Here is a 13,668-nt window from a genome sequence, read left to right on the forward strand (position 1 = left end):
ATAAATGGACACCTTAAACTTAAAAATAAAAGTGTTACAGCGTCACTCATTTACAATGTAAATCAATTTTCTACCGGAACGATTATATTCTTAAGCTAAATTACGGATTATGTTAGGCCAACCTAATTTAAACAAAAAATAGAAAGCAATCTTTCAACATGAACGCTAATAACAACCTTGATCATGTATCCGAGCCAAAAAGGGCTGTTCAAGTGATGCTCCTATGGAAGTATGATCAAGGTATGCTTATGATCATGCTTCCATGATAAAACACAAATACGAAAGCATGATCATGGAAAAATAGAGTAGACGAGGGTGTAAACACGCGGATTAAATAAGATCCATCAATCGGAAATATGATCAAGCTATAGAATCTCTCGGAAGCATGAGTTTTTGTCTCTAATTTACGGTTGAATGCAGTCAGAATGGGGGATGGAGAAGAAATTAGTGGATAGAGAAGCCGGAACAATGAAATTGTTCAAGTTACTATGATAAATCTTACTCTCATGATCATGCTTCCTAAGAATAGCCCGAAATTAGGTTTTACTGCGGAATAAGAGCTACTTGGATGCATTTTCATCACATGAGTAATTTATCATCAATATTGTCTCCAGAACGATAGCTATCTCAGCTCTTGATCATCGATCCGAGTATCAATAACATCGACAATGCTCAATAAAATCCTCATTAAGACATTATTAAACATAGCATCTGTGGATAACCTGTAAAAACATCATGATCATCGTTTCAAGACTCTTTTGATCATCTTTTCATAAACTTAATGATCATGCTTACGAGTAAATATGATCATGCTTTCAGGTTATTATTGATCATAGTTTCAGAATTAGCATGATCATAGTTCCGATACGCATAAAAATAATCACTTTACAGAACAGGCACTTAGCAGCAAAACGATAGCCAGATCATTAGATCATATAATCAATTAAGATCAGATTAATCAAAAAGATCAGTTATTTAAAAAACAATCTTTTTTCTTTATTTATGATCTGTTTTTCTTTATTCTTCGGAACCATAGCACAACTACGGCTAGTGTGATCTGGATCTAAAATGACGGCTGATGAAAAAATTCTGATTAAAGCACCTAGAAGCCATAAGGATGGCCATCTTTTTGAGGTACATGAATCCTCTGCAGATTGGGTAGAGCAGTACCAACATTTCAAAGGGGTGACCAAAAGCATCTTAGAATTGCTTAATCTGATCTCATTGCGAGGTTTCAGCAGCAAAGATGGATTGGTTTCAACCACAGAGATTGTGGAAGCAACGGACGGACAACTCACTCGTGCAGCTCTGCAACAACGCTTACGTGCAGCAGTAAACATTGGTTTGTTTACTCAAACTCCAGTGCGGTTTGAAGAAGGACTTGCTGGTAAGACGATGTTACATAAGTTTGTTAATCCTAATCAGCTTATTTCAGTGTTGGGTGCAACAAGTCTTGTTACAGACAAAGTACGCCAAAACGAAAAGCAAAAACGTTCAAAAGCATTGGCTCAAACCCAAGTAAACAAGCGTTTGTTGAATGAACATGGGTTGAATACCCCTCCAACGATGAAAGATGAAGCCGATCAATTTGTCGTGTCTCCAACGAATTGGGCTGGGATCATCGACCAAGCACTTGCACCACCAAGAACTCGAAAAAGTTATCAGAAATCCATGGTGTCGATCTCTGGTACCAAAGCGGTTATTGAAACGCGATCATCCAAAAATATCATGACTGTGGATGATCTGATGACCTTGTTTGCTCTGTTCACATTGACCGTGCAATACCATGATCATCACAAAGATCAGTATCAACTCGACGCAGCACACGTGCCGAACAAGACGCCGTTATACATTACTGATATTTTGTCGCTTCGAGGCAAAAAAGACAGTGGTCCAGCACGTGATTCTATTCGTGACAGCATTGATCGTATTGAGTTTACCGATTTCCAGCTGCATGAACTTACTGGTCGTTGGCTAAGTGAAAACATGCCAGAAGGATTCAAAAGTGACCGTTTTCGTTTTCTTGCTCGAACCATCACTGCATCTGAAGAAGCGCCTGTAGAGGGAAGCGATGGTGAAATTCGTATCAAACCAAACTTGTACATTTTGGTTTGGGAGCCTTCGTTTTATGAAGAACTATTAACGCGTGATTATTTCTTCTTGTTCCCACCAGAGATCTTGAAGCAGCATACTTTGGTATTCCAACTGTATTCTTTCTTCCGTAGCCGCATGGTTCGTCGACATACTGACTGCATGCTGCTGAGTGAATTAAACCAGAAGCTGGCACGTAACATCGAATGGCGACGATTCTCGATGGATTTGATCCGAGAGCTGAAGCGTTTATCGGATGGTAAGGGAACGGATGAGCTGTTTGTCGTGAATTTGTGGGGTTATCACCTGACGATCGAAACTATGATCGAGAATGACAAAGTGATGGACTACCAGATCGATATTAAATGCGATGTGGAAGAAGTCTTACGTTATTCACGTGCGCGAACAACCAACGCAGGAAAGCGTAACATGGCGCCTACGCTGCCAAACCCACTTCGTAATGAGATGGTTACCCGACAACAGCTTGAAGAGCTCTCAGGCATCATAGACGGCGAATTTGAGCCTATCCAACGCAAAGCGCCATCTCCAAGAGGGAATTTAGGCCGCCGCGTGAAGCAAAGAAAACACCTGGTAGAGATCAATGCAGACGAGATCACCATTACTTTATCTAAATATACCTCACCAGAGGCTCTAGAACGCAGTATAACGGCTTTATCTGCGATGACAGGGCACTCGTATGCCTCAATCAAAGAAGAGTGCTCTGATTACATAGAGAAGCTTGATTGGCTAAGGGTAGGGGATGAGCCAATTCCTTATGAGACATTAAGCAAAACCGTCGAGCTGTTTAACACTCAAAATGATATTAAGCATCTTACCATTGAGCGCTTGATTGCTGGATTAGCGGTACGTCGGAAGGTGTGCCGTCAAATCTTCGATGGCCACATGGATGAAATGGTATTCCGCGCTCTGGATGAAATGGCGATTTAAAAGCGTTGCTTGATGTGTATCAAGCAATAGGCGTGGCGTATTGATTTGAAATGTAACAGTGTCTTTCGATGATAAAAAACAGACTTAACTCTAACAAATCACTGACATTAGGAGCCAAGCCTGAGACTACTATTTATCACGAATAGACAACCTTTTGTCCTTTCTGATGATTAATAGATTGGCTCATATTGTTACATTCATTCTGAATAGACTTCGCGAGTTTCTCCTCAGGAAACTCGCTTTTTTTTACCTCAAATTCCTCAAAGTAAGCCTTGATCATTTTTCCAGATTAATGAGATAAACCTTGATCATGCTTCTTGGCTTCATTCCAGTGTAAAGAACGCATCAAAGCAACATGCGACTCGATCAAGTTATGTGCTTGTTGTTGCCACTCATTTTGATCGCATTGCTGATTACAAAACTCTAACGCTAAAACGGTAAGGTGCTGAAGTCGCTTTAAACACCAATCTTTGATCAGAATATCGGTCGATACCTGACATGCCGCTTGCTCGAGCTTTGCGCTCGTGTAAAGCAAGGTTTGATACGCTTTTTGAGGATCTCGGTACCTAGCATGTTGAAACACACGTAAACAACCGTCTAGCCAGCAAGCAATCGCTTTGCTTTGAACTTCGTTCAGTTCTGGGCCAAACACGCCGTCGGGCGCTTGATATAAGATCGCTTCCAGGTTTTCAACTTGATCATGCTTCCGATGTTCATACCACATGGCGATCTGATCTTGCCAAGTCCTCAATTCCATTACGCAGCCTCAGTCCATTGTTTTACATAGTGATTGGGTCCTATTTGATCAAATTCGTCGACAATGATGCTGCTACGACTACGAATTTCATCGGCATCTATCGAATAGTTTGGCTCACTTTTCACTAAGTTACCAAAAGGAAGATCTGGATCGGGAACGGCTGAAATCAATAGTTTGGTGTACGGGTGCTGCGGATTCTTCAGTATTGAGTGTGTATCACCCCATTCAACGATTTGCCCTTTGTACATCACAGCTGTTTCTTCCGCGATGTAGTGTGCGGTCGCCAAATCATGAGTAATGTACAAAAAGCCGATTCCTAGCTCTTGCTTCATGCGCTGCATTAGATTCAGTACCCCGAGGCGAATGGAGACATCCAGCATCGATGTTGGCTCATCCGCAAGAATGATTTGCGAACCGACGGCGAGAGCACGTGCTAAGTTTACTCGCTGACGTTGTCCACCACTAAGCTCGTGAGGAAACTTATTTAATGTCTCTTCAGGTAGTTCCACCAAATTTAAAAGCGCTTCCAAACGGGCAGGAATGTCACGCTCGCTTTTGATTTGCTTATGAATCTTTAAAGGGCGTGTGAGGTGATGGCGAATGGTATGAGTTGGATTGAGTGAACCAAACGGATCTTGAAACACCATTTGTACTTTACTGCGATACTCTTGGAGCGCTGAGCGTGACGTAATCTCATTGATATTAGTGCCATTGAAAAGGATCTCGCCTTCTGTTGCCGGATAGACTTTAGTGATCAAGCGAGCACACGTACTTTTACCACAGCCTGATTCTCCAACCAAAGCCAGCGTTTTTCCTGCATACAGATCAAAGCTCACGCCTTGGAGCGCACGGAAGGTTTCCTCTTTCGCTAAACCACCGCCTACTCTGAATTCTTTAATCACGTTTTTCATTTGGATGATAGGCTGATTCATGATTGCGCTCCTGGTCGTTCTGGTTGTTTGTGGACGTCGTGGATGTTTGGAAAAGAAGCCCATAGCTTTTGTGTGTAGGGATGTTGAGGATTATTGCGAATTTCGTATGCCTGATTGACTTCGACGATTTCTCCATGCCGCATGATGGCAATGCGATCACACAATTGGCTCATCAGCGCCAAGTCGTGCGTAATAAAGAGTACTGAGAAGCCAAATTCATCTCTAAGCTGATAGATTTGCTGTAAAATCTCCCTTTGTACCACCACATCTAAAGCGGTTGTGGGCTCATCCATAATGATCAGCTTAGGGTTCAAAGACAAAGCAATAGCAATCACTAAGCGCTGACGCATTCCACCTGAAAATTGGTGAGGGTATTCCGTTAACCGTTCTCGTGGAATATTGACCAAGTCCAATAGTTTTTCTGCTCGATCTTTCGCTTGAGCGTTGGTGAGTCCTTGGTGATGACGCAATACATCTGCGAATTGCTCTTGGATCGTTAAGACAGGGTTGAGTGAGTTCATCGCGCTTTGAAACACCATGGCGATTTCACTCCACCTCAGAGCGGTTAGATCAGAATCTGAGAGGCTAAGAATGTCTTTGCCATCAAATAATATTTTACCGCCAGAAATGAACGCTGGCGGCTTATGGAGACGATTGATCGAGAATGCGATCGTGCTTTTGCCACATCCCGATTCACCAGCAAGCCCAAATACTTCCCCTTTGCCGATATCGAAGCTGACGGATTTTACCGCATTGAAATCACCATTATCGGTGATGTAATCGACGCATAAATCTCGGATCTGGATGACCGGATTATTGTGGTATGCATGATTTAAGTTAATACCATCCATATAAACACCTTACTAATGTAAAAGATAATTATTATCATTATCAGGTATGTTGGTTTTTAGAAAGTGGCAAGCGGTGAATCAGTGAAGTGACTCGAAAGTTAGGCGAAATAAAAAGTGGTATCTGGCGTTGTTAATGAAGTCAAGAAAGACGAGAATTGAGAGCTGGATCAGCACACTTTTCTTGGGGGGAATTACTCAAATCTAATCGTAAATTTGCCCCTTGGCAAAACTTAAATGATGGATCTATTAAGGAGTTAACGAAAGGGCGGGAGGGGTCACATTTCCCTACAGTTTTTCTTACCACCTCGTTCCTGTTTTGCTATAGATTACGCATCGAAAACATGGTGTGTTCGGAGGAAATATGTCCATTAATTCTATCGACCATGACGAGATGACCAACATCGCTCACAAATGGGAATTACCTGATGAAGAAGCCGTTGTGAAGCCTGAGAAAACAGTGAAATCAGCAGAAGCCAGAAGACGCATTGAAGCGCTACGTGAAATCCGTGAAAGTGGATTGACCATTGAAGAAGCAAGGGAGCTTGGCTTGATACACTGATTGCTCTAGTTTGGTATAGCAATCCATAGGGTAGTCGTCGGGCTGCCCTTTTTATTTTTCGCTCCATTTTAGCCATTGCGTCTCACCACAACATCTCACATCTCTTTATTTTTCTTATCCAAACGTTCTAATTCACCTCTCTTTCACCTAAAAAGTTCTAGATCCAAACTCATTTTCATCTGTGTAGAAGTTTGACAATCTTACCTAGCGTTACTAAAAGATATATCAATAGCGATATGCTTTTTGTTGATTATCGCGACCACAAAGCAAGGAGCGCGAGTATGGTTGACCAAATCCTTTTTTATGAGCCCGATGAGCCCCACGGTTTTCTTTCCAATTTTTGCCATGCCCCAGTCAATATATCCTCCCAAACTTGGCTCACCAGCGAACATTATTATCAAGCCCAAAAGTTCCTCGATGCGCAGTTACAAAGCAAAATTCAACACGCGAGCACTCCCGATGAAGCATTTGCCTTAAGCCGAAAATACGAACATTTCGTCAGAAGTGACTGGGAGGATATGAAGCTGGCCGTTATGGCTTTCATCGTTAGAGAAAAGTTTCTGCAAAATCCACCTTTAGCGCAGCAGTTAATGAGAACGGGTAACGCTTGTCTTACAGAGCATTCTCACAAAGATGCCTTTTGGGGGGATGGGGGAGACGGTAAAGGAGAAAATCATTTAGGAGAAATTCTGATGAACGTTCGGGCTGAGCTGAGACATGTCGAGCCCTACAATCTCGTGAAGTTCATCGATAAAGCCAAATTGCCAACCCAATGGGGCACATTTATGATGTATGGCTTCGTTGAAACTGCCACGAACAAAGAGCATCTTGCCCTCGTGTATGGAGAGCCTGCAAACAGCGCAGCACCGCTTATTCGGTTGCATTCGGAGTGCCTTACTGGCGATGCCTTGTTTAGTACGCGTTGCGACTGTGGTTTTCAGCTCAATAGGGCGCTACAAAATATTGTCGAAGAGGGATGTGGTGTACTGCTTTATTTACGTCAAGAAGGACGTGGTATTGGCTTGATTAATAAAATTCGAGCTTATCACCTCCAGGACGATGGCGCCGATACTGTAGAAGCCAATGAACGTTTGGGCTTTGCTGCCGATATGCGTGATTACGCGTTCTGTAAAGGGATGTTAGAGCATTTGGGCATTGATGCGGTGCGACTAATGACGAACAACCCACGTAAGCTGGCTGCGTTAAAAGCGGTTGATATCAACGTCATTGAGCGTGTGCCCTTGCAAGAAGGTAATAATCCGAGCAATCAACACTACTTGCAAACAAAGGCGAGTAAATTAGGGCACATGTTTGATCCTAAGTTTGTCAATCACACCAAGTAAAGCATCATCTATGTCTCAATAGATGAAAACGCCAACGATACTATCGTTGGCGTTTTCATTCGTTAGGTCATTTATTTATACCTTTGAATGATCTCATCAATTTCGCCCGATGTTTTTAACTCAGCCAAACGTGTATTGATGTAGTCCTGAGTTTCTGGCTGCATTTGGGGAGAAAAGGCCAAATAGATCGAGTAGTCAGGGATAACTGAACTGAAAGGTTGGATCTGAAAATCCTCAAGTGGCAAATTGAGGCGTTTTAAGTTGTACATAACGCGCGATTCCATTTCAACGAAGGCTGTATCTCCTGGTGTTCGGGTTATCACTCGATATGCGGCATCATAATCTTTAACGCGTATTTCATTCACACTACCATCCTCAAAGAATGGGATTAAATTCGGATAATCAAAACCGAGTAGTAATACGATAGATCGGCCATGCATGGTGTCCATATTCTTGAACTCTAACGGTTTCTCACTACTAGAGACCAATACATGTTTTACAGTGTAAATGGGCTCTTCAGACAAGTTTTCTGATTGCACCTTGCCCCAATTTGGGCTGCCGTAAGTTAGCCAGTTTGGTTCGCCACCTTCTTCTAATATGGAGATCATTCGTTTAAACGGATAAGTATGATAATTCACCTGATAATCCGATTCAGCGAAAATGGCACTGACGATGTCAGTCACAATCCCGGAATGCATTTGCCCCTGTTGTTCTATTTGAAATGGCCTTGCTTGGTCGGCGATAACGTAATAGTTCACTTCAGCGGCAGTAGCATAAGTTCCTATCGCAATAAAACTAAAAGCCAATCTAAGTAGAAGTCTTTTCATCGTATCCTCGATTATTATTTGCGCGTGGCTATATTTAGAGTAGCGCAAGTTTATCGGAGCGATTTCATATGGATGAAAAAGAGCGATCTCAACGTCGATTTAGTATCGGCAACCAACTTATGCTGGCGGTGCTAACGTTGAGTTTAATCTTTACTGTCATCATTTCCGCTGTGAGTTTATATCGAGTTTTTAACGAAGATTTAGCCCATTTGCACGTCGAGCTAAAGCAGGTCGAATCCAGTTACTTATCGAGCTTTTCTGCCAGCTTATGGGTGGAGGATAGGGAGCTGTTACTCACTCAAGCAGAGGGCGCAATGCGCATGCCCTCTGTGGATTATTTACGTATCGCTAATGAAGATGAAGTTATCGTCGAACAGGGCACCGCACTTTCTGAGGATGTCGTAGAAAGAAGTTGGCCGATGCAATATCGTGTTGGTGATAAAACCTATGATCTGGCGACATTGACTGTTCAGGCGGATCTGAGCTCGATTTATGAAGATCTTTGGCAACAATTTTTTTTCTTGCTCACGACAGAAGCGATCAAGATCCTATTGCTCATAATTGGCGTGCTTTGGGTCGCCTTCCGCCTCTTGGTCAATCCTCTCCAACTGCTTTCCGGCGCCGTGAGCGATTTTAGTGGCGGGAAGGTCCCAAGCAAAGTTACGCTCCCAAAGCGTTGGTGTTTTGATGAAGTGAGCGTGTTGGCGGAGAAATACAACCGAAGCGTTGAGAAAGTCCGTGAGCATCAGACTGAGCTTGAAGAAGAAAGAGATAGAGCGGAAGTCGCCAACCGCAAAAAAAGTGAATTTCTTGCCACCATGAGCCATGAAATTCGAACACCGATGAATGGCATTATTGGTGTCGCTTCATTACTGGGTGACACCAAACTCGATCCTCAGCAAAAAGAGTTTGTAGAGATCATCGATAGCTCTTCTCACTCTTTAATGACGATCATCGACGATATTCTCGACTTTTCTAAAGTCGAAGCAGGTAAAGTCGAATTAGAAAATGCGAGTTATGATCTGCGCCGTATTTTGGATGATGTGATCAGCTTACATACCGTCAAAGCCAAGCAGAAGAATCTGCAATTGCTTAGCGATATTGATCCTCACTTGCCAGCGGAAGTACAAGGTGATGCTGCACGCTTAAAACAGGTATTGAACAATTTGTTGAGCAACGCGATCAAATTTACTGATCGTGGTCATGTGAAACTTCTTGTTGAGTTAACACGTCAAGAGCATGATGTCGCCATGATTCGATTTCGCGTCGTTGATTCTGGCATTGGTATTGCGAAAGAGAACCAACAAGCGATCTTCGAACGTTTCCAACAAGCCGATGGCAGTACAACCAGAAAGTACGGTGGTACCGGCCTTGGTTTGGCGATTGGTGCTCAGTTGGTGAACTTAATGGGAGGAGAAATCCAACTGACAAGTGAGTTAGGGCTCGGTAGTTGTTTTGAGTTTTCGATTCCAGTTGTAGTAAAAGCACGGTCTACCTACACGGAACGACCTAATGTTTTGACGTTTCCAAAAGTTGAAGATAATGAAACCAGCCTCCAGCATGGCAATCAACCTTGGGTATTGATTGTTGAAGATACCATCGTAAACCAGAAAGTCGTCCGTATTATGTTGGAAAAGCTCGGCGTTCGAGTGAGCGTCGCAAATCATGGTGAAGAAGCGCTTCAGCTATGTGAGAAGCAAGCTTTTGACTTGGTGTTTATGGATTGCCAAATGCCAGTGATGGATGGCTTCATTACTACTGAGCGTATTCGACAAATGGGAGAGTGGGGGAAACACGTTCCCATTATTGCGTTGAGTGCCAATGTTATTAAAGAAGATCAACAACATTGCTTTGACGTCGGTATGAATGAGTTTGTCGCCAAACCTGTGACCAAAGATCGGTTGCATCAAATATTCGAGCAGTTTTTACCAAAAGCGCTGAAAATCAGTACGGGTCCCAAATAGTTAACTTGAAATTGATCAAGTTAAGTGCGTTTCTATTCTGCAATTGTAACTCTGTATGCTATAGTGCGCGGCTAGTATTTAAAGTACCTTGAGGCTGTAAATGTCGTTCAATCTATCCCTATTGCCGCCTGATGAAAAAAACAAAATCGAACTGGATAAACAAGCGTCGTTTTTGGTTTGGAAGCTCAGAGAGGCCAAATCTGGTCCTGAAGCAATAGAAGAACAGTTGTCCAAGATTAACGATGCTGATGAAAAAGCGTTTTTTCAGCAATCGGTCGAAAAGTACAAACGAGTAATGGGTGTCGCTTAACGCGAATCGTGACAACGGTATAAAACTATGTGGCGAATGAGGTAACCTCCCCATTCCTTTGCTAAGCGAAATTGAAAAGGTTTCGCTTTTTGCTAAAATCCTTCGCATTAAATTTGAATTTAGAGAGACATCCCGATGGGAAGAAGTTTTGAAGTGCGCAAAGCCTCTATGGCGAAAACTGCAGGCGCGAAAATTAAAGTTTATTCCAAATACGGTAAAGAAATTTACATGTGCGCGAAAAACGGCGGTAGTGACCCAGACATGAACTTGTCTCTTCGCCACCTGATCGCGAAAGCGAAAAAAGATCAGGTACCAGCGCACGTTATCGACAAAGCACTAGACAAAGCGAGTGGCGGCGGTGGTGAAGATTACCAACCAGCGCGCTACGAAGGCTTCGGCCCTGGCGGCACAAGCGTGATCGTAGACTGTCTAACAGACAACGGTAACCGTACATTCCAAGATGTACGCCAATGCTTTGTTAAAGTGGGTGCGAAAATTGGTGTTGAGGGCTCAGTTTCTCACATGTTCGATCACCAAGCGGTATTCCAGTTCAAAGGCGACAATGATGAGATCATCCTAGAAACGCTAATGATGGAAGATGTAGACGTAACTGACGTTGAGCTAGAAGACGGTGTGATCACTGTATTCGCTCCTCATACAGAGTTCTTCAAGACGAAAACAGCACTAAATGGTGCGTTCCCAGATCTAACGATCGATGTGGAAGAAATCACTTTCGTTCCTCAAACTCACACTCCAGTAGCGGGTGAAGATGCTGAGAAGTTCCAGAAATTCCTAGATCTTCTAGATGACTGTGACGACGTTCAGCAGGTTTACCACAACGCAGAGCTATAATTTCTTAGCTTCCACCGTTGTAAAAAGGCTTCCCGAGGGAAGCCTTTTTTGATCGTACTTTTTGCTAGCAGCATTATGCGTTGCGATATTTGGAATAACACAGTGACATGATCACACCAAAACAGATGCCTTGCGTCAGCATGGCCGTGCCGCCGTAACTAAAGAACGGCAAAGGGCTTCCCATTACAGGCAACAAGCCGCTCACCATGCCTGTATTGATAAAAGCATACAGGAAAAAGCTCATCGCTAATGCGCCACTCACAAGCCGACTAAAAAAGTGGTCAGACTGACATGCAAGCAACATGACGCGCGCGGTAATAAACAAGTACAGTGCGAGCAAGACTAAACTACCAACAAAACCCCACTCCTCGGCATAAGTCGAAAAAATAAAGTCCGTATGACTTTCTGGAATAAAGCCAAGTGTTCCTTGCGTAGCATTCATCCAACCTTTGCCTTTCATTCCGCCGGAGCCTATCGCAATCAAAGATTGGATAATTTGGTAGCCCGAACCTAACGGATCCGACTCTGGGTGCAAGAACTGAGTAACGCGGCTTTTTTGATACGTTTCCATGACGAAGAACCACAAAATAGGCGCCAACGTTAATATACTCGCGACAAAGCCACCGATTATTTTCCAGCTCATGCCAGCTAAAAATAAAACGAATAAGGCGTAAATGACGGTAAAAACTGCACCGTCTAAATCCGGTTGTAGCGCGATTAACCCAGCAGGAATCATTGTGATGAGTAAGCAGAATGCGATTTTTCTACTATCTGGTCTGCCACCTTCAATATGTAGCATCCACGCGATCATGATTGGAATCGAGAGTTTGATTAGCTCCGAGGGTTGAAAGCGAAAAAAGCCAATATCGAGCCAACGTTGAGAGCCATTAGTGCTATCGCCAAACAAAGCGACAGCAAGTAGCAGCGCAACCGCAATAATGTAGAGATATGGAGCTGAGCGTTGATAGCTAGCGGCGGGAATCGATGACATGACCAATATACAAACCAAGGTCAGTCCGCAGCGTGCTAAATGCTTGAAGAGCATGGCCTCATTAAAGCCACTGGCACTCCAAAGTGTTAGTGTACTCAATAGCATGATCGGAATGATCGCCATCAGCAGTGGCAAATCGACCCTGGGGAAAAAACGCTTATTCATTTTCTACGACCTAATAACGCACCCAGTTCGAGCGCGAAAACAACCAGAACTCGAGAGTTCGAACTATTCCGATGCTAAGAATCCTATTTGGAAATAACAGACACCATGCAAAGGTGTGTATGAGAGGAGCGTCGATGTCGTCTGTTATGGGTAAGCCGCTTGGAAAGCTGTGGAATGGATAAATACACTAGACGCAGGTTTTAAGCCAGTATTTTTATTCCTATTGTGGTGAAAGACAGACGCTTACAAACAAGCTGGGATAAATGTTCTCTTTAAGGATGGAATGTCATTCATCGCAGCAAACAACCATTCACTCCGCATAACTGCCATTGGTCGCATGCAAAAGCAGCGTGCGATCTTCTCCCTTAATCTGAAACCATCAAATCACGTTCAACAAGGACAGTACATGATGGTTTCTCAATCTCGCTCAATCAAAGCTCTTAAACTGGCAAGTACGTTTATCGCCGCATTTGCACTCAGCAGCAATCTGGCTCTGGCTAACCCAAGCGAGCTCACACTCAGTCAATTCAACCAAGCGGCGCAGGGTGACTCTGGTTTAGTTGATACCGTTTACGGCGAATTATCCAAACAACTCGAAGAGCAGGGCGCAACGCCGGTGACGTTGGTTTACTTGGGCAGTGCTGAGACATTGCAAGGCCGTGAGGCGTTTATGCCTTGGAACAAGATGAAGTTCACCGAGCGCGGTCTTGCCACAATCCAAAAAGGCTTGGATTTAATGGCGAATCAGCCAGTACCACTGCAAGAGCAACAACGCTTACAAGGCTTGCCGGAATACCAGCTAGCTACCGCCATGGCAGCGACTACGTTTACCTCTCTGCCAGACATGTTCAATCACTTTGAGCGTGGCTACGAGCTGTACCTTTCTCTGCTCGATGAACCGAGTTTTAGCCAACAACCTTTCGCCGCAACGTCTTGGATTTATCGCTACGCCATTGAAGCAGCACTACGAGCTGAAGATGTTCAACAAGCCAAAACATGGTTAGCGCAAATGGAGCAGTTGGGTGACAGCAATCTAGAAACGCAAACCGCGAAAGCGCTGCTAGCCAAGTATTAGGGA

The 13,668-nt window shown here is 43.6% G+C and carries 12 protein-coding genes; 7 read left to right on the forward strand and 5 right to left on the reverse strand.

The window, feature by feature from the left end:
* The first annotated feature begins 1,068 nt into the window (after positions 1–1,068).
* The gene (locus D8S93_RS13525; protein WP_005392102.1) at positions 1,069–3,039 is read left to right on the forward strand and encodes a replication initiator protein RctB domain-containing protein; all 1,971 of its coding nucleotides are present in this window, start codon (positions 1,069–1,071) and stop codon (positions 3,037–3,039) included.
* A gap of 289 nt (positions 3,040–3,328) precedes the next feature.
* Here the strand turns inward: D8S93_RS13525 and D8S93_RS13530 are convergent, their stop codons facing one another.
* The 3 genes from D8S93_RS13530 to D8S93_RS13540 are packed head-to-tail and all read right to left on the reverse strand — an operon-like array spanning position 3,329 to position 5,579.
* The gene (locus tag D8S93_RS13530) at positions 3,329–3,796 is read right to left on the reverse strand and encodes a transcriptional regulator (protein WP_152813703.1); all 468 of its coding nucleotides are present in this window, start codon (positions 3,794–3,796) and stop codon (positions 3,329–3,331) included.
* A complete protein-coding gene (locus tag D8S93_RS13535; RefSeq protein WP_006740905.1) occupies positions 3,796–4,728 on the reverse strand; it encodes an ATP-binding cassette domain-containing protein in 933 nt (310 codons plus the stop codon). Before D8S93_RS13535 ends, D8S93_RS13530 begins: the two co-directional genes overlap by 1 nt.
* Complete coding sequence (locus D8S93_RS13540) at positions 4,725–5,579, reverse strand: ABC transporter ATP-binding protein (protein WP_104973214.1); 855 nt, start codon at positions 5,577–5,579, stop codon at positions 4,725–4,727. The genes D8S93_RS13535 and D8S93_RS13540 overlap by 4 nt, the downstream gene beginning before the upstream one ends.
* A 361-nt stretch (positions 5,580–5,940) precedes the next feature.
* Here D8S93_RS13540 and D8S93_RS13545 point away from each other — a divergent pair, with 361 nt between their 5' ends.
* Together D8S93_RS13545 and ribA are read left to right on the forward strand one after the other, a co-directional pair.
* Positions 5,941–6,138 carry a PA3496 family putative envelope integrity protein gene (locus D8S93_RS13545; protein WP_005392088.1) on the forward strand — a complete coding sequence of 66 codons (198 nt, stop codon included), beginning with the start codon at positions 5,941–5,943 and terminating at the stop codon, positions 6,136–6,138.
* A gap of 281 nt (positions 6,139–6,419) precedes the next feature.
* Positions 6,420–7,481 carry a GTP cyclohydrolase II gene (ribA, locus tag D8S93_RS13550; protein WP_152813705.1) on the forward strand — a complete coding sequence of 354 codons (1,062 nt, stop codon included), beginning with the start codon at positions 6,420–6,422 and terminating at the stop codon, positions 7,479–7,481.
* Between the two features lie 71 nt (positions 7,482–7,552).
* On the opposite strand, the gene D8S93_RS13555 is transcribed toward ribA, so the two are convergent.
* On the reverse strand, positions 7,553–8,308 hold the full coding sequence (locus tag D8S93_RS13555; RefSeq protein ID WP_152813707.1) for a substrate-binding periplasmic protein: 756 nt from the start codon (positions 8,306–8,308) through the stop codon (positions 7,553–7,555).
* A gap of 68 nt (positions 8,309–8,376) precedes the next feature.
* Between D8S93_RS13555 and D8S93_RS13560 the strand changes: the two genes are divergently transcribed.
* The 3 genes from D8S93_RS13560 to D8S93_RS13570 all read left to right on the forward strand — a co-directional run bounded on the left by D8S93_RS13560 (position 8,377) and on the right by D8S93_RS13570 (position 11,434).
* On the forward strand, positions 8,377–10,272 hold the full coding sequence (locus D8S93_RS13560; protein WP_152813709.1) for an ATP-binding protein: 1,896 nt from the start codon (positions 8,377–8,379) through the stop codon (positions 10,270–10,272).
* A gap of 100 nt (positions 10,273–10,372) precedes the next feature.
* A complete protein-coding gene (locus tag D8S93_RS13565) occupies positions 10,373–10,582 on the forward strand; it encodes a DUF3283 family protein (protein ID WP_005374484.1) in 210 nt (69 codons plus the stop codon).
* A gap of 135 nt (positions 10,583–10,717) precedes the next feature.
* A complete protein-coding gene (locus D8S93_RS13570; protein WP_152813711.1) occupies positions 10,718–11,434 on the forward strand; it encodes a YebC/PmpR family DNA-binding transcriptional regulator in 717 nt (238 codons plus the stop codon).
* A gap of 73 nt (positions 11,435–11,507) precedes the next feature.
* On the opposite strand, the gene rodA is transcribed toward D8S93_RS13570, so the two are convergent.
* Positions 11,508–12,590 carry a rod shape-determining protein RodA gene (gene rodA / locus D8S93_RS13575; protein WP_046875633.1) on the reverse strand — a complete coding sequence of 361 codons (1,083 nt, stop codon included), beginning with the start codon at positions 12,588–12,590 and terminating at the stop codon, positions 11,508–11,510.
* Positions 12,591–12,996: 406 nt separating this feature from the next.
* Here rodA and D8S93_RS13580 point away from each other — a divergent pair, with 406 nt between their 5' ends.
* Positions 12,997–13,665: a hypothetical protein gene (locus D8S93_RS13580; RefSeq protein WP_152813831.1), complete on the forward strand. Its 669-nt coding sequence runs from the start codon at positions 12,997–12,999 to the stop codon at positions 13,663–13,665.
* Positions 13,666–13,668 lie beyond the last annotated feature (3 nt).

Source organism: Vibrio sp. VGrn 2 (assembly GCF_009361695.1).
GTDB lineage: Bacteria > Pseudomonadota > Gammaproteobacteria > Enterobacterales > Vibrionaceae > Vibrio > Vibrio diabolicus.

What these genes read in the sequence shown, in the direction of transcription:
- D8S93_RS13525 (WP_005392102.1), top strand. Translation starts at nt 1,069, where the DNA reads ATGACGGCTGATGAAAAAATTCTGATTAAAGCACCTAGAAGCCATAAG.
- D8S93_RS13530 (WP_152813703.1), bottom strand. Translation starts at nt 3,796, where the DNA reads ATGGAATTGAGGACTTGGCAAGATCAGATCGCCATGTGGTATGAACAT.
- D8S93_RS13535 (WP_006740905.1), bottom strand. Translation starts at nt 4,728, where the DNA reads ATGAATCAGCCTATCATCCAAATGAAAAACGTGATTAAAGAATTCAGA.
- D8S93_RS13540 (WP_104973214.1), bottom strand. Translation starts at nt 5,579, where the DNA reads ATGGATGGTATTAACTTAAATCATGCATACCACAATAATCCGGTCATC.
- D8S93_RS13545 (WP_005392088.1), top strand. Translation starts at nt 5,941, where the DNA reads ATGTCCATTAATTCTATCGACCATGACGAGATGACCAACATCGCTCAC.
- ribA (WP_152813705.1), top strand. Translation starts at nt 6,420, where the DNA reads ATGGTTGACCAAATCCTTTTTTATGAGCCCGATGAGCCCCACGGTTTT.
- D8S93_RS13555 (WP_152813707.1), bottom strand. Translation starts at nt 8,308, where the DNA reads ATGAAAAGACTTCTACTTAGATTGGCTTTTAGTTTTATTGCGATAGGA.
- D8S93_RS13560 (WP_152813709.1), top strand. Translation starts at nt 8,377, where the DNA reads ATGGATGAAAAAGAGCGATCTCAACGTCGATTTAGTATCGGCAACCAA.
- D8S93_RS13565 (WP_005374484.1), top strand. Translation starts at nt 10,373, where the DNA reads ATGTCGTTCAATCTATCCCTATTGCCGCCTGATGAAAAAAACAAAATC.
- D8S93_RS13570 (WP_152813711.1), top strand. Translation starts at nt 10,718, where the DNA reads ATGGGAAGAAGTTTTGAAGTGCGCAAAGCCTCTATGGCGAAAACTGCA.
- rodA (WP_046875633.1), bottom strand. Translation starts at nt 12,590, where the DNA reads ATGAATAAGCGTTTTTTCCCCAGGGTCGATTTGCCACTGCTGATGGCG.
- D8S93_RS13580 (WP_152813831.1), top strand. Translation starts at nt 12,997, where the DNA reads ATGATGGTTTCTCAATCTCGCTCAATCAAAGCTCTTAAACTGGCAAGT.